Source organism: Polynucleobacter antarcticus, assembly GCF_013307245.1.
Classification (GTDB): domain Bacteria; phylum Pseudomonadota; class Gammaproteobacteria; order Burkholderiales; family Burkholderiaceae; genus Polynucleobacter; species Polynucleobacter antarcticus.
The window spans coordinates 2,126,132-2,142,147 of record NZ_CP028941.1 but is presented as its reverse complement, the minus strand read 5'-3'; the positions used below and the strand labels follow the sequence as shown (position 1 = coordinate 2,142,147).

Genomic DNA, 16,016 nt, shown 5'->3' with positions numbered 1-16,016 from the left:
CGTTTACCCAGAATGGAATCTTGTGACTGATCAAGCAACATCACGCAGCCTCCCCCTATCGGAAGCAATCACTATTTCTGCCCAAGCGATTGGAGAGGTGATGCTTGGAAGATCGCTGACAGAAGTCTTGGATCAGCTAGATGCTCACGAACGACCTATCGTACAAAGCCTCACCTTTGATACTTTACGTAAATGGGTGAGATCACATGAGCTCATTAAACAATTTATTCCCAAGACGCCGCCTGTAGAAGTGGAATATCTTTTGAGTGTAGCCATTCCTCTATTTCTACAGAGCAGTACTGATGGCAAAGGCTATGCAGTGCATACGATTGTGGATCAAGCGGTAAAAGCATGTAGTGAGTACGAGCCAACTATGTATGCCAAAGGATTGGTGAATGCTGTTTTGCGCAAGGTTAGCCTACTGGTTCAGGAAGAGGCAAATAGACCTTACCCCCCAGACCCCATACCTATGTTTTTCCCACCTTGGTGGCGTGCAAATCTTAAGAAAAATTACTCAAAAGTGTGGCATGCCATGCTGATTCAGCAGGCTCAACGTGCCCCCCTCATATTGCGAGTCAATAGCCAGCAATATACGCGTGCGGCATACCAAGACTTGCTGAGCGAAGTTGGTATTGCAGCTGAGCCTATTGAGGATATTGCAGGCGTTTCATTGGATTCGGCATTATTGTTGCGTGAACCAGTTCCCGTCTCCGAACTGCCTGGGTTTTATAGTGGCGCCGTTTCTGTGCAAGATGCAGGCGCACAAATTGCCGCTATATTGCTGGATCCCAAGCCGGGTGATCGGATCTTGGATGCTTGTGCAGCACCGGGCGGAAAAACAGCGCACTTATTAGAGTTAGCCCAATGTGAGATGACTGCCTTGGAATTGGATGGCGAACGCCTCGGTAAAATTGGCGGTAATTTGGATCGTCTGCGCTTGCAATCTGATGCTGTTCGGGTGGTGCGCGGTGATGCCTCGAAGAGCGCTTGGTGGGACGGAAAGCTATTCGATAAAATTTTATTGGATGCGCCCTGTTCTGCATCGGGTATCGTAGCTCGACATCCCGATATTCCGTTTTTAAGGCGTGAAGCTGATATTGGAGCGTTACAGCTGCGACAACGTGCCATTCTGGCCCAGTCTTGGAAGATGCTCAAGCCAGGTGGCCTGCTCTTGTATGTGACCTGTTCAGTATTTCCTGAAGAGGGAGAAATGCAGGCACTTTGGTTTTCTGCACAGCATGCAGATGCGTTACGATTAAGCGCCCCCGGACAAATTTTGCCCACCGAGACTAATGATGGTTTTTACTATGCCTTGTTTAAGAAAAATGGGCCATGAGCCAACGCTGTAAACAATTCCTATTTTGTATGCTGTTATCGCTAAGCCTGTTCGCGGCAGGAGTAAGTGCGGAAGGCATTAAGCTCAAATCTCTCGAGTTAGAGAAAGTGGATAGTGAGTGGCTACTCAATGCGACCTTCCAGATTGAGCTGACCCCTGGATTAGAAGATGCCCTTCAGAAGGGTTTGGTCTTACATTTTCAAACAGAGTTTGAGGTTACCCGCTCTCGATGGTATTGGTTTGACGAGCGGCCTGCACTTACAGTGCGCAATACGCGTCTGTCTTACCAACCGCTAACTCAGCAGTATCGTATTGCCTCAGAAGGATTTAGCTTTTCTGCGAAAACCATTTTTGAAGCCTTGCAGGCAGTAGGCACAATTGGAGGTTGGCGAGTGGTTGATAGTAGCCAGCTAGATCCCAGCAAATCTTATAACGCAGCCCTCAGACTGACTTTGGATTTAAGTAAGTTACCGAAGCCGTTTCAAGTAAATGCTTTAAATAATCGAGAATGGAACCTTTCTAGTGACTGGGCACGACTTCCTTTTCTGCCAAATGGGCCCAGCCCGATTAGACGATGACGCCATTTACTTTTTTTAAGCTGGAGTCTGCCCAAAAAGAAGTTTGGAAAAGGCGGGCGCTACCTATATCAATTGCGGTCATTGGTACCTTTGCGCTGGTGCTATTGGTGCTGCTATCTATCGCATCATCTAATACTGAATTTTTTGACAACTATTTTATTTGGCTTTATGCAGCCAATATAGCAATTGGTATTTGTTTAACTTTAGTCATTTTGACTTTAGTGATAGTGATTGCTATTCGCTGGCATAAGGGGCGTTTCGGTACCCGCCTGATTGCCAAGTTAGCAATGATTTTTGCTTTGGTTGGAGTCGTACCCGGATTAATTCTGTATGGCGTTTCCTTGCAATTCGTTTCTCGAAGTATTGAAACCTGGTTTGATGTCAAGGTGGAGTCCGCACTCAACTCTGGCTTAGAGTTGGGTCGAGTAACCTTGCAGATTGCTCAAGAAGAGATTTTGGCTGAGGGAAATTTCATTGCCGAACAGATCACCCAAGTTCCTTCGGGAACCAGTTCTGATCAAGTCGGCGCCATGGTAATGAAGATTCGTAATCAATTTGGCATCCAAGAGGTCAGCCTTTTTGATATACGGCGTAATTTAATTTTATCGAGTGAGCCCAGCTCTAAAAAATATTTGCCTGCGCCTAGTGCCGATGTAGTTGCAGAGGCATTTAAAAAAAATGGCCTTACCTTTATTGATCAAATAGAGGTGGAAGAGGGACAGCGCGCTTATCAAGTCAGGGCGATAGTGCCTATAGTTCGAAAAAAAGTGGTTCAAGGCAAACGTGATGTCGAAGATAAGTATTTTTTACAATTAGTGCGTCTGATTCCTAGCCCATTAGCCAAGAACATTTTTGCGGTTGAGTCTGCCTATAGCGAATACCAAGAAAAGTCCTTAGGACGTACGGGCCTACGCAAAATGTTTGTGGGCACGCTGACATTAACCCTATTTTTTGCGTTATTTGTAGCCATCACGCTTGCGCTGATGCTTGGTCGCCAATTGGCGCGACCTTTACTCATGTTATTAAAGGGAACGCAAGCTGTTGCAAAAGGCGATTTATCACCTAAGCCAGAATTAGATACGGGGGACGAGCTGGGCATGCTGACCCGCCAATTTAACGTTATGACCCGTCAACTAGCCGATACCAGAACATCTTTGCAAGAATCAAAAACGTTTTTGGAGACGGTACTTGGTAACTTAACTGCGGGAGTATGTATTTTTGACAGAAACTTTAATGTGGTGTCTAGTAATGCGGGCGCAGACCGAATTTTTGGACAAGACTTGACACAATTGGATGGTCGGCCATTAAGTGATGCACCTACTTTGATAGAGTTTGAACAAACCATTAAAGAGGGTTTTGCTACCATGAAGCTGGCAGTTGGCGCAGATGGCGACCCCGCTGATCCTGAGAGGCAACAGGTTGCGCCTGTATGGCAAAAGCAGATTCAACTGCACCGCACCAATGAGTTTGAAAATGAGTTGGAGGTCACTCTCTTTGTGAGAGGCACAGAGTTGAACTCGGATTTGCGCATGGTCGTATTTGATGATATTACCGATGTCGTGAGTGCCCAACGTTCCATTGCATGGAGTGAGGTGGCTAGACGCCTAGCCCACGAGATTAAAAACCCACTGACCCCGATTCAGTTATCTGCTGAGAGGTTGCAGCATAAGCTGGCTGGAAAATTGACGCCTGAGCAAGAAGAAATGATGAATCGGAGTACCGAGACGATCATTGGTCAAGTTCAGGCCATGAAAGAAATGGTAAATGATTTCCGGGATTTTGCAAAAACTCCTGGATTGCAGCTGAAGCCCCTTTCCATTAATGCGCTAACACAAGAGATTTTAGGTTTGTATGAAGGTAGCTCCTTAAAAACCCGCTTAGATGATCATTGTCCAAATATTATGGGCGACCCTACACAACTGCGACAGGTCATTCATAACCTGCTGCAAAATGCACAAGATGCTACTCTTGAGGGTGCGCATCAAGATGCCTCTGTTGAAATAAAAACAGAATTAGTGCCTTATGGAGAATTAAATGGCGCAATGCAAAATGCTGTACGCTTAACAATAAGTGACAGTGGTTCAGGATTTCCAGCTAAGATATTAGCAAGAGCATTTGAGCCATACATTACTACGAAGAGTAAAGGCACTGGATTGGGATTGGCGGTAGTGAAGAAAATAGTGGATGATCACGGCGCTAAAATTGAAATCCGTAATCGAGTGCGGGGGGATGAAGTAGTGGGCGCACAAGTATCCATTTTGTTTATGAATCTGGCAAAAGAGGCAGCATAAGTATGGCGAGTATTTTGGTAGTCGATGATGAGATGGGAATTCGTGAGCTTCTCAATGAGATTCTGACAGATGAAGGCCATACTGTTTATGCCGCTGAGAGCGCTATGCAGGCCCGTACGATTCGTGAACAAATGCGCCCAGATTTGGTACTGCTCGATATCTGGATGCCCGATGTAGACGGCATTACTTTATTAAAAGAGTGGTCAAAAACGGGCCAATTAACCATGCCGGTAGTTATGATGTCTGGCCATGCAACCATTGATACTGCAGTTGAGGCAACGCGTATTGGTGCGCTGAACTTTTTAGAAAAGCCCATTGCACTACAAAAGCTGCTGAAGACTGTTACTAAAGCACTTGAAAGTTCACCAAAATATATTGAGCCAGCTGAGGATAGGGTTTCTCAACCTACCCATAGCTCAAGTACTAAAGTGGCCGTCAGCGATACGGCAGCTGGACCGCCAGCAGGGGAGTACATCAGCGGCATTGCAAAAACCTATTTTGATTTACCTTTGAGAGAATCTAGGGATCTCTTTGAGAAAGCCTATTTTGAGCATCAAATGATCATTATGGGCGGCAGCATGACTAAGATCTCTGAGTACACTGGCCTTGAAAGAACCCATCTTTACCGCAAGCTCAAGGCTTTGGGTATCGATACTTCACGCAATAAAGGCGAGAGCTAAAAGCAGGTATTTAGTAAAGCGCCGCTCTTGGGCTAGCGATCTATTCAAAGCATAGGCGTTACAGCGGATAATAGCCTCCACACCATTTTCGGAATCATCTCCATGGAAATAAAGGTCAAGTTTCTTGATAAGTTCCGTCTAGAAGCGAAGTTTGACGATTTCACGGTCATTGCTGACCAGCCTATCCGCTATAAGGGTGACGGCTCTGCCCCGGGTCCTTTTGATTACTTTTTGGCATCATCTGCTTTATGTGCAGCCTATTTTGTCAAGCTGTACTGCGATACCCGCAATATTCCCACTGAAAATATTCGGCTTTCACAGAACAATATTGTCGATCCAGAAAACCGCTACCAACAGATTTTTAAGATTCAAGTGGAGTTACCAGAAGATATTTCTGCAAATGATCGCCAAGGTATTTTGCGCGCCGTTGAACGTTGTTCAGTTAAAAAGGTAGTACAAGCCGGACCAGAGTTTGTGATTGAGGAAGTCAAGAACTTAGATGCAGATGCGCAGACTCTATTGGCTGTAAAGCCAGCCTCTGATGCTACTACTAGTACTTATATTACTGGTAAAGATTTGCCGCTAGAGCAAACGATTTCCAATATGTCAGAATTATTAGCCACTCTCGGCATCAAGATAGAAATCGCCTCTTGGCGTAACTTGATTCCTAATGTGTGGTCTTTGCATATTCGTGATGCGCATTCGCCAATGTGTTTTACCAACGGGAAGGGCTCTACTAAGGAAAGTGCATTGGCATCTGCCTTAGGTGAGTATATCGAGCGATTGAGTAATAACCATTTTTATGCGGGTACCTTCTGGGGCGAAGAGATCGCTAATGCAACATTTGTGCATTATCCAAATGAGCGCTGGTTTAAGCCGGGTGCTAACGATGCTTTACCTACAGAAATCTTAGATGAGTATTGCCTGAATATTTTTAATCCTGACGGCGAGTTACGTGGATCGCATTTGATAGATACCAATTCTGGTAACGTACAGCGCGGTATTTGCGCATTGCCGTATGCACGTCAGTCCGATGGTAAGACAGTGTATTTTCCATCGAATTTGATTGAAAATTTATATGTCAGTAATGGTATGAGTGCGGGCAATACTTTGGCTGAAGCTCAAGTGCAATGCCTGTCAGAGATTTTTGAGCGGGCAGTAAAACGCCATATTTTAGAAGCTGAAATCACTCTTCCGGATGTACCCCAAGCAGTCCTCCAGAAGTATCCTGGCATCCTTGCGGGTATAAAGGGACTTGAAGAGCAAGGCTTTCCAGTTTTAATCAAGGATGCATCGTTGGGAGGTGTGTATCCCGTGATGTGTGTGACTTTGATGAACCCACGCACAGGCGGAGTGTTTGCTTCTTTTGGGGCACACCCAAATTTAGAGGTGGCATTAGAGCGGAGTTTGACAGAGTTACTACAAGGACGAAGCCTAGAAGGCTTAAATGATTTACCCCCACCAACCTTTGCAAGCGAAGCCGTGACAGAGCCGAATAACTTTGTTGAACACTTTATTGACTCTAGTGGGATTGTTTCTTGGCGCTTCTTTAGTGCTAAATCCGATTACGATTTTGTAGAATGGGACTTCTCTAGTGATGGTGAAAACGCTAATGCAAAAGAGGCAGCTACCTTATTTGGCATTCTTAAAGCGATAGGCAAAGAGGTGTATGTAGCGGTATACGACCAGCTGGGCGCTACCGCATGCCGAATCTTGGTGCCAGGCTATTCTGAGGTCTATCCCATAGAAGATCTTATTTGGGATAACACCAATAAAGCGCTGTTATTCCGTAAAGATATTTTGAATCTATCTAGTTTAGATAACAAAAACTTAGGCGACTTGCTTGAGCGTCTAGAAAATAACGAGCTAGATGAGTATGGCGACATTGCCACCCTAATCGGCATCGAATTTGATGAGAATACCCCCTGGGGTCAGCTCACTGTTCTGGAATTAAAGTTACTGATTAATCTTGCCTTACAGCAATTCGATCAAGCATATGAGTTGGTCGGCGCTTTCCTGCAATATAACGACAATACCGTAGAGCGCAAATTGTTCTATCAGGCCCTCAATGCGGCATTAGAGATTAAGCTAGATGAGAGTTTAGAGTTTGAAGACTATGTGCTCAACCTCCGTCGGATGTTTGGTGATGAAAGAATGAATGCCGTGATCGGATCACTGGAGGGCAGCATCCGTTTTTATGGCCTGACCCCAACCAGCATCAACTTAGAGGGGCTGGATAGACACCACCGTTTAATGGATAGTTACAAGAAATTGCATGCGGCACGAGCTAGGGGAGTGGCGACAGTCAATTAAACATGTTTTCGAGTTCAAATACAGTTTCTTTATATCCACTTGACTATTCTGGCAGTCCTTAGTTTTTCTACAAACAAGGCGAATTATTTAAGGAGAAGCCATAGTTTAGGTTAATAAGCTATACAGCAAGGCTCCTTAAGTTATAGTGATTTGATGTTTTAGTTTGATTCCTAGGCTTTTATTTAACTTGTTTTACTTAAAGGATTCCTCATTGCCTATTAAAGTAGGGCTTGATCGTGTACTAAATTTGCCACCATTTTGGCTGAGCTTTGCTTTTATGGCGCTAGTAAGCTTACCAATGTCCTATGTTGCATTTCCAATTACTGCAGCTCCATTAGGTGTATTGCCATCACTCGGTATTATTGCTTTGCTAACCCTAGTAATGTGTACTACTACAGCAGCTATTGCTGAGGCAATTGTCTTAATACCTCCTGAAAGTAGACCCAAAAATCTTCACGATTTAGTTGTCATATATCTTGGGAAAAGAGCTGGCACTATTACTGCTCTCGCAATTACAGTAATTTTTTTCGTAGTGCTATTGGCTTGTAACATCTCAATTATTGAAACACTCAATGCATTTACCGGGTGGTCTAAGTATCTAAGCCTCAGCATTTTTGGTGTAGTGACATTACTAGTTATTTCATTTGGATCTATTGCCCATAGCTTGTCACTTGTTGCAGGAGCAATAGCTATATTGGTGATGATCACAATTATTGTTGCCCTCATTCCATTCGTGGATATAGATCGAATCCTATATTTCCAGTTGCCATTTACTAATAATTTTGGCTTAGCTCCAAATATATGGTCTGGATTTTTAGGGGTAATGATTCTATCTTTTATAGGACCTCTATTGCTTGTTCCTTCCGCAATGTATGTTTTACCACGCAATCCTGAGGCACATTTATTTATTAAGGGGAGTCTTTGGGGGATTGTATTTCAAGCGCTTTTAATGGGCTTATGGATCATTGCAGTAGACTTGACCTTATTACCTGGTCAGCTTATTGGGCTTCATGGAACAGTTCTGATTGAGTTGGGTGAAGTTACTAATCCATTAATTAAAGTTATGGGTGCGGTTTTAGTTTTGATTCTTCCAGGCCTCGCAGCTATTCGAAGTGCAGCCCAGCTTGGTGTACAAGTAAATATTTTTTTCAAATCAAGCAAGCAAGTGCAAGATGGCAACATAAGAATATTTAATCAATATATTTTGCCCGCAATCCCGACACTAGCGGCTTTGTTGTTGGTGGCCATATTGGTTGATATTGATAAGGCTGATGTATCTATCTTCCTATCAATTGGTGGCATTCTTGGCTCTACTATTGCAACTGGAATTATTCCAATCATGTTGTATAAAGCTGTGATTCAAAAAAATATTAAGCCACACCTGCCCCTATTAGGCTTTTTTAGGAGTCGCTTGCTAATGATTTTGAATTTAACGTTTTTTATTATTATTTTACTTTTGTACGGCTTAGTTGTTTGGGATTCTCTAATTATTCAAGTTTTAGCATGTTTAATTTCAGTTGTAGCTATTAGCCAATTATTGAAAATATTTACTGTCTTAAAATGAGAGTGTGAAATTACCATCAAGTGGCTAGACATTTAAGTTTTATTCGCTCAAGATCTAACATTTGAGCGCTCGGTTTTTTATTCTTTAGATGTTCCAAATCCCAATCTGAAGTTAAGCTCGTAAGAGTCCCGTACTAGACACTGAATAAGTGCAAGACTCGCAGTCTTCCACTCAACCCCCTGACATTTATATTTGATTGGTAATAGACTATAAGTATCAAAATGTGCGGCTAAAGTAATGTCTAAAATCCTAACCCTCTGCCTTACTCTTATCTTGTGTGCTTGCTCAACCGTTGATAAACCAATTGATAAACGAAATATTCAAAGTAAAGTGGATATTGAGGGCCCCGACAAGCATTGGACATTACATTTTTTCTACTTTCATAAAGGGAAGCAAACGCACGAAAACTCCTTTTATTATCAAAGTCGCAGGGACTGCTTTGATGCTATGTACCAGATGCAGGTAGATAGCAAAAAAGAGCGATTTAATAGCGGTGCAGGAGTATGTAGCAAGCGTTTTGCTGAAGGGCAAAAGAGAACAAAAGATGATGTGCTGGGGTATAGATAGACAGGATAAAACATCCCCGCCCATATAGGATGTCCCAATAAATCAACAGAGTTAGCTACAGTAGGCGCATTTAGACAGCGTTAAAACAGTTTGCGTATAATGATCTTCTTAAATGGCCTGGTAGCTCAGTCGGTAGAGCAGAGGATTGAAAACGTAGGGTAGAGGACTAAAACAGTTCTGCACATTGGGTCTAAGCACAGCAAGACCCACCGCCCGCTAAGCACCGAATTCATTGGCTCGCAGCGGTTTCGAATTTTCCCGATTTGGCATCGACAGCGGTCGAATATCTCGCATTGATAAGAAGTTGGCTAGTATCAGGCGATATGACCGGCTGCTATAAGGTGGCTAAAAAAATAGCTCAAAAATTCTTTTTGATTATTTTGAACTTCTTTCAATTTGCAATTACTATTACGTTATGTATAGAAAAAAAATTAAGAATAACTCTCACAAATGTACGCTGCCGCATTGATGCAAAAGTTAAAGCTGATGCAGTAGAGGCCATTGAAGCAATGGGGTTAAATGTCTCAGATGCTATCCGTTTATTTTTAAAGCGTGTAGCTACTGATGGCACTATTCCGTTTGACCTTCGTATGCCCAATGCCAAAACTATTACCGCTATGGAAGAGATTGAAAATCCAAAAACTCGAGCCAAATTGAAACTATTAAAATGAAAACTAATTCCGAAATAGCTAATCGGAAAAAAATAGTGTCTGGTGCGATTGGATCACTTCGTATCGAGGGCTTTAAGCCCACCGAAATAATTATTCAAGAGTTGGATAACTTTATTTTTGGTAATAAAACTATTGAACAAATTATTCAAGAAACTAAAGAGAGATATCGCAAAGCTTAATACACCGTATCGTGATCACCCACATTGATCAATACGATTTCATTTTCAGTAATGATCATTTCAATCGTGACGCGGTATTTTAGGTTGATGGAGATGCTTTGCAAGCCATCTAGTCTGCCAGTCAACCCATGAAGTCGCAGTGAGGGATGATTTGGGTTGAGCTCTAACAACTCTAATGTCTTAGCGTACTGACTCTCAACATCAGGGTGACGCTTTAAGAACTTAGCGGCGCGCCTGTTGTATTGCTCGGTAAAAATTAACTGCCAAGTCATTGCGCAGCTTTATTGATTTGCTTAAGCCGCTTGATGTGTTGCGCTACTGATTCCTTAACAAATCGTCCGCCCGCCAAATCAGTCCGAGATTCAGCTAGCGCAGCTTCAAGCTCGCATTCGCGCAGGTATTGATATTGTTCCTGGCTCATCACTACATATTTGACTTGTCCACGCACAGATAGAGACGCTTCAAGTTGCCCAAGCAAAGCATCTTCAATGGCTTTAATGCCTTTGGTCTTTAAATCGTTGGCTACAACAGCACCCATCACAACCTCCTAAATAGTATGATTAATAGCACTATACATGATGTTGTTAATCAACGCAAGGGTTGATCGGGACGGTTTAGTTGATTCATAGCCCCGTCACTATTGCCCATCACCTTCAATGCTTGCGCCCTGATTCCATCAAGCCTCGTTAGATAGAGGATCGGTTATTGTCTGCTCTACTAGATTGTTAGGTAACAAGACAAGCTACATACAGGCGTCCCGTAACTAGACGCTTAACTTACCCAAGCAATCCCTACACAAGCATTGATCCTTTGCTTTGTTCCCAAGTATCAATTCAAGTTTTTCCTGATCTACCAAGATTCCAAAGCACCAGCAAGTGCCACCAAGATTCACTTGATCAATCTGACAGCTATTGCTTTTTCCACAAACAGGGCAAATGGCCCAAGTATTTTCCATAGTCATGCCTTGATTCTACGGGGTCAGTTAGGTAGAGGATGCCTAGTCTGGCTACGGTTGAAATAAAAGACAAGCATGTGGGGACGAGGGGATATGCGCAAATGGCTGGGAATAGCAATTTATGAAAACGTAGGGTTTTCATCAGGGTTTAACCTAGTTAATTTGGAATATTTCACTGTGACTATAGGGCGCAGTAAAATTCGACTCTACAAGAGTTCAATGTTTATCTAAATTTCTAATCACTAATAGGGAGCTGCCAAATGAAATCAATTTTAATTGCGTTATCGCTAGTAAGTACTTTGGCTTTGGCACAGACTATCAAATCACCAGACCAAAATAAAGACGGAAAAATTACCCTTGAAGAGGCTAAGATCTGGATGAAGCAGTGTGATATTAGTGGAGATGGCACCTTAAATGCATCTGAAGCCGCTGCTTGTAATATATCTATAAAAGACTTTAATGCGATGGATATAGATAAGAATGGTTCGTTAAGTGTTGCTGAAATAGCTCAAATGAAACAGATGAAATAAGATTGACTGATGTGCTGTCGACTCAGCTGGTTTAATTGATAGAGAACTAGAAGTCCTCTACCCAACCCCAACACAAAACCCAGCAATATCAATACCGTAAACAGGATGCCTCATCCCCACCCATATAGGAAGTCCCAATAAATCAACAGAGTTAGCTACAGTAGGCGCATTTAGACAGCGTTAAAACAGTTTGCGTATAATGATCTTCTTAAATGGCCTGGTAGCTCAGTCGGTAGAGCAGAGGATTGAAAATCCTTGTGTCGGTGGTTCGATTCCGCCCCGGGCCACCAAGAACTTTAAATAGCCCACTAGTTGGGCTATTTTCTTTTGGCTCTATATCGGGCACATGGTTTACACAGGGCTTTTCTACTTTGGCTTAGCGTTGCAACTATTCCAATGCGAAATGATCCGAGAAGTGGGGATGCTCTACTCTGTCTCTAGACTAAGCCTTCGCTAGGATTGTCGTTTAAAACGACATTGCATCTAAACTTTTGATCTATATCAATCAGCATAGACATAATTACTTCTCTGTCTTGGTTTAGTCGCTCAATGAGCTCATACTGAAAAGTAAGATAAGTGAGGCGCGGCATCATGCATAAAAAATTATTGGTAGGTTTGATATTGCTTAGTTTTATTGAGGTGGCTGTTTCAGTAACCCCGCAGGAGTTATTAAAGGGATATGAGGCACAGTCTGGCAGGGCATCTCCTGTGCGTGGCGAGCAATTCTTTAACGCCAAGCATGGCCAGGAGTGGAGTTGCACTTCGTGCCATGAAAATCCACCCAACCACGACACGAAACATATTATTACTGGCAAAGTAATAAAGCCTTTGTCACCCAATGCGAACCCAGAGCGATTTAGTGACCAAGCAAAAGTTGAAAAATGGTTCAAACGCAACTGTAACGATGTTTTAGGCCACGAATGCACTGCTCAAGAAAAGGCGGATGTGCTTTCTTGGTTGATGAGTGTTAAGTGAGATGCTAATGAACAAACTGTTAATGGTTTTCATTGCTTTACTCATGACCGGCTCAGTACTAGCGGCAAAGATGCCTATGCCATCTGATATGCCTAAATCTTATGATGCTGAATGTGCTAGTTGTCATATGGCATATCCCCCCGGCTTACTGAGCGATAAGAGTTGGCAAAATGTAATGGGCAGCCTAAGCAAGCATTTTGGTACTGATGCGAGCATTGAACAAAAAGATCAATTAGAAATTACCAATTGGTTAAGAAAGAATGCCGCGACTAGACAAAAATATAGCGAACTGGCACCAGAAAATCGCATCACCAAAACCTCTTGGTTTGTACGTAAGCATGATGAGATCAAAGCTGATGTTTGGAAAAGGCAAAGTATCAAAAGTCCTGCTAACTGCGGAGCCTGTCATTCTGGTGCGGCTGAAGGTATTTTCAGTGAAAAGAATGTTGCAGTACCTGCCAAATGAATAATAAGCAAAGTATCTTAGTGTGGGATGCGCCCACTCGCGTTTTTCATTGGCTCTTAGTGATTTGTTTTTCTGGAGCCTGGCTGACTTCGGAAAGCGAGCGCCTACAAATGATTCACTATGCATTTGGCTATTCTGCCTGTGCGCTAGTATTGTTTCGTATAGTCTGGGGCGTCATTGGAACGAGATACGCTCGCTTTTCTCAGTTCATTAAAGGCCCCAAAGACATGATTGGGCACCTTAAGGTTTTATTGAGCGGTCATCAGCATGACACTCCTGGACACAACCCGGTGGGAGGCATGGTGATGGTTGGACTAATGTTCCTTATTCTCTTAATTGGACTCACAGGCTACTTGAGTGTTAAAGAGTTTCTTGGGGATTTCATGAGCGGGGCGCACGAAGCCATTTCGAGCCTAGCCTTAGCATTCGTAATCATTCACGTTGTCGCCGCAGTTATGATGAGTTTGCTTCCAAAAAGAGAACCTAGTAAGAGCAATGGTGAGCGGCAAAAAACAGGGCTTTCCTGAGCAAGCAATTCACTTCCCCCAATATTTGATAGGGCTCATTTTGGTACTGGGATGGGGATACCTCTTCTATTTGATTGTTAGTGGGGCAGCGCCGAGCTTAACTCAGTAGATAGATTTAGGCATTCTAGAGCCTGGTGGATTCTGCCCCGGGCCACCAAGAACTTTGAATAGCCCACTCGTTGGGCTATTTTCTTTTGGGCTAGATCAAGTTGATTTGCGGTAATCCACTCGCTGTCTAGCGGATGTCACTATGTTCATGCTTGGCACCCTGCAGATGCCACCAAGCTATAGTCTTCGCTAGAAATATCGTTTTAAACGACAACCTATACCATTATGAATGCCTCGTATTATTATAATTAATACATAAGCTTTATTTGAGGACCTCAATGACTTTTCAATTTCAACTAGCATTCATTACTGCCATTATTTTTAGTGGGGTTTCTTTTCCTACCTTAGCAGATCCAGCAATACCCCCTTTTTATGAAGCCGTTACCAAACTAAAAGCAGAGGGACAGCTTGGCCAAGTGATTAAAAAAGAGTCTATTAAGACCAATGTACCCGGTGCTCAAGCATGGCGCATTGCCTATATCTCTTCAGATGTCAGCAACAGAAAAACAATTTCAACGGGGCTAATTGTTGCTCCTATTGCTAAGGCGCCATCTGAGGGGAGACCGGTAATGGCATGGGCGCATGGAACAACGGGAACAGCACAAAATTGTGGACCGTCCCAAGTGCTTAATCCTGCAGCTCCATTAAATCAGTATTTCTTGGTAGGCGGTAATTCGTGGACGGATTACGGCATTCCAAACCTAGAGGAGTTTATTAAGGAAGGCTATGTTGTTGTAGCAACTGACTATCAAGGATTGGGCGGCGGCGGTAAGCATCAATATGCTGTAGCTGGAACCAATGGCCGCGATTTAATTAACTCAGCGCGCGCAGCAATTTCCATAAAAGACACTGGGGCCAGTAAACGCACTATTTTCTATGGTTGGTCACAAGGTGGCGGGGCAACGATTGCCGCTGCCAGCTTGGGAGATTACCTTAATCAGAAGGGTGCCGTGACTGATGATTTGCAGGTGCTAGGATTTGTTGCATTGGCTCCTGATGATGCTGGGGTAATGATTCAGAATGCTAATAAAGATCAGGCCTCTGCCGATAAAGCCATTAATGGACTCATTCAGTTATTTTCCGATAACGTATTTAACTTCTCCCATTTTGCGATGACTATGTGGGGGACGCAAGTGGCTTACCCCAATCTGAAGCTCAGTGATATGTTTACAGATCAGGGCTCAAAAGTGATTGATCAAGTGCTCACTAACAAATGTATGCATGTGACTGCAGATACCCTAAATTACACCTATGGCAATCAGTTCAAAGCGCTCCTAAGTGATAAGCCAGCCAATACCATGGCCTGGGTAAAAGCCCTTATTGATGGCAGCGTTTTGCCCGTTAAGCCGGTTGCGCCAGTAATAATCTATTGGGGCACGAAAGATACGGCGGTTCCTCCGATCATGCACGAACTTTATCAAAAACAAATGTGTGCCATGGGAAGTAATATCGAGCGTATCCAATTGCCTGGGGAGCAAACGCATTTCGCAACTCCTGGGGTTTCTGGTCCGATGTATCTTCAATGGGTAAAAGATCGCATTGCTGGCAAGCCCGTTCTTAATGGTTGCCCTAAGAGCTTGAAATCAAGTCAGATATTCTAGGGCCTCGGTCGATTCTGTCCTGAGCTAGCAAGAAGTATCGTAAAGCACCGTAGAGGCAAATCTGCGGTGTTTTATTTTGTGGGTAGTACAAGTAACTCCACATATAACGAATGATTATAAAAATAGCATATTGCTGGAGCTATCAGTATTGGCAATTAAAAAGTGCACGTTAAAGTTAATCTGATTTTTTTTGGAGATGTATGAACTTTCAATTTGAGAAAAAATTCTTAGTCTCCGGCCTGGTGATGTTTCTATGTGGGCTTTTAGCGCCCATTTACTCTCCTTATGCGGCAGCTCAAATTGGATTGCTACAGGCGCATCTCATTGGAGCAGTACAAGCCCTAGTATTTTTTGCCTTTGCTTGGATGTGGCCCCAGCTATCGCTACCTGCTTTCTCCAAAAAAATAGCAACCCTCACTTTATATGTATCGCTTTGGGCTAACTGGGTGGGAACATTTTTGGTTGGGGTTTTTGGGGGCGGCAGAGAGCAATATATCGTCCATTAAAATCTTGTACCAGGAACTACGGGTTTTTGGAATATCGCCACATTGATTTTAATTAATCTATCCCAGTTAGCTTTACTGACCGTTGTGCTGGTTATTGTCGGGCTAATAGATTGTCCATCAATCAAGAAGAGACCTTGGCTTATCAATGGATTTAGCCTTGTAGCATTTG

Annotated in this window: 18 protein-coding genes and 1 tRNA gene; 16 read left to right on the top strand and 3 right to left on the bottom strand. The window is 43.2% G+C overall.

Annotation, left to right across the window (positions count from 1 at the left end):
• The first annotated feature begins 22 nt into the window (after positions 1-22).
• From rsmB to DCO16_RS11055, 9 genes are all read left to right on the top strand, one after another.
• A complete protein-coding gene (gene rsmB / locus DCO16_RS11095; protein WP_173943697.1) occupies positions 23-1,336 on the top strand; it encodes a 16S rRNA (cytosine(967)-C(5))-methyltransferase RsmB in 1,314 nt (437 codons plus the stop codon).
• A complete protein-coding gene (locus DCO16_RS11090) occupies positions 1,333-1,914 on the top strand; it encodes a DUF4390 domain-containing protein (protein ID WP_173943696.1) in 582 nt (193 codons plus the stop codon). The genes rsmB and DCO16_RS11090 overlap by 4 nt, the downstream gene beginning before the upstream one ends.
• Positions 1,911-4,205 carry an ATP-binding protein gene (locus tag DCO16_RS11085; RefSeq protein ID WP_173943695.1) on the top strand — a complete coding sequence of 765 codons (2,295 nt, stop codon included), beginning with the start codon at positions 1,911-1,913 and terminating at the stop codon, positions 4,203-4,205. The genes DCO16_RS11090 and DCO16_RS11085 overlap by 4 nt, the downstream gene beginning before the upstream one ends.
• A 2-nt stretch (positions 4,206-4,207) precedes the next feature.
• Positions 4,208-4,885 carry a response regulator gene (locus tag DCO16_RS11080; RefSeq protein WP_173943694.1) on the top strand — a complete coding sequence of 226 codons (678 nt, stop codon included), beginning with the start codon at positions 4,208-4,210 and terminating at the stop codon, positions 4,883-4,885.
• A gap of 102 nt (positions 4,886-4,987) precedes the next feature.
• The gene (locus DCO16_RS11075; protein ID WP_173943693.1) at positions 4,988-7,198 is read left to right on the top strand and encodes an OsmC domain/YcaO domain-containing protein; all 2,211 of its coding nucleotides are present in this window, start codon (positions 4,988-4,990) and stop codon (positions 7,196-7,198) included.
• 211 nt (positions 7,199-7,409) lie between these two features.
• Complete coding sequence (locus tag DCO16_RS11070) at positions 7,410-8,762, top strand: hypothetical protein (RefSeq protein WP_173943692.1); 1,353 nt, start codon at positions 7,410-7,412, stop codon at positions 8,760-8,762.
• Positions 8,763-8,999: 237 nt separating this feature from the next.
• Positions 9,000-9,329: a hypothetical protein gene (locus DCO16_RS11065; RefSeq protein ID WP_173943691.1), complete on the top strand. Its 330-nt coding sequence runs from the start codon at positions 9,000-9,002 to the stop codon at positions 9,327-9,329.
• 323 nt (positions 9,330-9,652) lie between these two features.
• Entirely contained in the window at positions 9,653-10,000 is a 348-nt protein-coding gene (locus tag DCO16_RS11060; protein WP_173943690.1) for a type II toxin-antitoxin system RelB/DinJ family antitoxin, read from the top strand.
• Complete coding sequence (locus DCO16_RS11055; protein WP_173943689.1) at positions 9,997-10,179, top strand: antitoxin VbhA family protein; 183 nt, start codon at positions 9,997-9,999, stop codon at positions 10,177-10,179. Before DCO16_RS11060 ends, DCO16_RS11055 begins: the two co-directional genes overlap by 4 nt.
• Here the strand turns inward: DCO16_RS11055 and DCO16_RS11050 are convergent.
• The 3 genes from DCO16_RS11050 to DCO16_RS11390 all read right to left on the bottom strand — a co-directional run bounded on the left by DCO16_RS11050 (position 10,176) and on the right by DCO16_RS11390 (position 11,134).
• Positions 10,176-10,451: a type II toxin-antitoxin system RelE/ParE family toxin gene (locus DCO16_RS11050; RefSeq protein ID WP_173943688.1), complete on the bottom strand. Its 276-nt coding sequence runs from the start codon at positions 10,449-10,451 to the stop codon at positions 10,176-10,178. The genes DCO16_RS11055 and DCO16_RS11050 overlap by 4 nt on opposite strands.
• Positions 10,448-10,717, bottom strand: coding sequence for a type II toxin-antitoxin system Phd/YefM family antitoxin (locus tag DCO16_RS11045; protein WP_173943687.1), 270 nt, complete (start codon positions 10,715-10,717; stop codon positions 10,448-10,450). The genes DCO16_RS11050 and DCO16_RS11045 overlap by 4 nt, the downstream gene beginning before the upstream one ends.
• Positions 10,718-10,942: 225 nt before the next feature.
• A complete protein-coding gene (locus tag DCO16_RS11390; RefSeq protein ID WP_173943686.1) occupies positions 10,943-11,134 on the bottom strand; it encodes a cysteine-rich CWC family protein in 192 nt (63 codons plus the stop codon).
• A 260-nt stretch (positions 11,135-11,394) separates the two neighbouring features.
• On the opposite strand from DCO16_RS11390, the gene DCO16_RS11035 reads away from it, so the two are divergent.
• The 7 genes from DCO16_RS11035 (at position 11,395) to DCO16_RS11005 (ending at position 15,847) form a co-directional block, all read left to right on the top strand.
• The gene (locus DCO16_RS11035) at positions 11,395-11,664 is read left to right on the top strand and encodes an EF-hand domain-containing protein (RefSeq protein ID WP_173943685.1); all 270 of its coding nucleotides are present in this window, start codon (positions 11,395-11,397) and stop codon (positions 11,662-11,664) included.
• A 214-nt stretch (positions 11,665-11,878) separates the two neighbouring features.
• A tRNA-Phe gene (locus DCO16_RS11030) sits at positions 11,879-11,954 on the top strand.
• A 301-nt stretch (positions 11,955-12,255) separates the two neighbouring features.
• Complete coding sequence (locus DCO16_RS11025; protein WP_173943684.1) at positions 12,256-12,639, top strand: DUF1924 domain-containing protein; 384 nt, start codon at positions 12,256-12,258, stop codon at positions 12,637-12,639.
• 7 nt (positions 12,640-12,646) lie between these two features.
• Positions 12,647-13,105 (top strand): diheme cytochrome c, encoded by a 459-nt coding sequence (locus DCO16_RS11020; protein WP_254598052.1) that lies wholly within the window; start codon positions 12,647-12,649, stop codon positions 13,103-13,105.
• On the top strand, positions 13,102-13,632 hold the full coding sequence (locus DCO16_RS11015; RefSeq protein WP_217426669.1) for a cytochrome b/b6 domain-containing protein: 531 nt from the start codon (positions 13,102-13,104) through the stop codon (positions 13,630-13,632). Before DCO16_RS11020 ends, DCO16_RS11015 begins: the two co-directional genes overlap by 4 nt.
• Positions 13,633-14,018: 386 nt before the next feature.
• Positions 14,019-15,341, top strand: a complete 1,323-nt coding sequence (locus DCO16_RS11010) for a lipase family protein (protein ID WP_173943683.1) — start codon at positions 14,019-14,021, stop codon at positions 15,339-15,341.
• 200 nt (positions 15,342-15,541) lie between these two features.
• Positions 15,542-15,847 (top strand): styrene oxide isomerase, encoded by a 306-nt coding sequence (locus tag DCO16_RS11005; protein WP_173943682.1) that lies wholly within the window; start codon positions 15,542-15,544, stop codon positions 15,845-15,847.
• Positions 15,848-16,016 lie beyond the last annotated feature (169 nt).

Bases quoted from the DNA above. Each gene is read 5' to 3' on its own strand.
- DCO16_RS11090 (WP_173943696.1), top strand. From the start codon at position 1,333: ATGAGCCAACGCTGTAAACAATTCCTATTTTGTATGCTGTTATCGCTA.
- DCO16_RS11085 (WP_173943695.1), top strand. From the start codon at position 1,911: ATGACGCCATTTACTTTTTTTAAGCTGGAGTCTGCCCAAAAAGAAGTT.
- DCO16_RS11080 (WP_173943694.1), top strand. From the start codon at position 4,208: ATGGCGAGTATTTTGGTAGTCGATGATGAGATGGGAATTCGTGAGCTT.
- DCO16_RS11075 (WP_173943693.1), top strand. From the start codon at position 4,988: ATGGAAATAAAGGTCAAGTTTCTTGATAAGTTCCGTCTAGAAGCGAAG.
- DCO16_RS11065 (WP_173943691.1), top strand. From the start codon at position 9,000: ATGTCTAAAATCCTAACCCTCTGCCTTACTCTTATCTTGTGTGCTTGC.
- DCO16_RS11060 (WP_173943690.1), top strand. From the start codon at position 9,653: ATGACCGGCTGCTATAAGGTGGCTAAAAAAATAGCTCAAAAATTCTTT.
- DCO16_RS11055 (WP_173943689.1), top strand. From the start codon at position 9,997: ATGAAAACTAATTCCGAAATAGCTAATCGGAAAAAAATAGTGTCTGGT.
- DCO16_RS11050 (WP_173943688.1), bottom strand. From the start codon at position 10,451: ATGACTTGGCAGTTAATTTTTACCGAGCAATACAACAGGCGCGCCGCT.
- DCO16_RS11045 (WP_173943687.1), bottom strand. From the start codon at position 10,717: ATGGGTGCTGTTGTAGCCAACGATTTAAAGACCAAAGGCATTAAAGCC.
- DCO16_RS11390 (WP_173943686.1), bottom strand. From the start codon at position 11,134: ATGGAAAATACTTGGGCCATTTGCCCTGTTTGTGGAAAAAGCAATAGC.
- DCO16_RS11035 (WP_173943685.1), top strand. From the start codon at position 11,395: ATGAAATCAATTTTAATTGCGTTATCGCTAGTAAGTACTTTGGCTTTG.
- DCO16_RS11025 (WP_173943684.1), top strand. From the start codon at position 12,256: ATGCATAAAAAATTATTGGTAGGTTTGATATTGCTTAGTTTTATTGAG.
- DCO16_RS11020 (WP_254598052.1), top strand. From the start codon at position 12,647: ATGAACAAACTGTTAATGGTTTTCATTGCTTTACTCATGACCGGCTCA.
- DCO16_RS11015 (WP_217426669.1), top strand. From the start codon at position 13,102: ATGAATAATAAGCAAAGTATCTTAGTGTGGGATGCGCCCACTCGCGTT.
- DCO16_RS11010 (WP_173943683.1), top strand. From the start codon at position 14,019: ATGACTTTTCAATTTCAACTAGCATTCATTACTGCCATTATTTTTAGT.
- DCO16_RS11005 (WP_173943682.1), top strand. From the start codon at position 15,542: ATGAACTTTCAATTTGAGAAAAAATTCTTAGTCTCCGGCCTGGTGATG.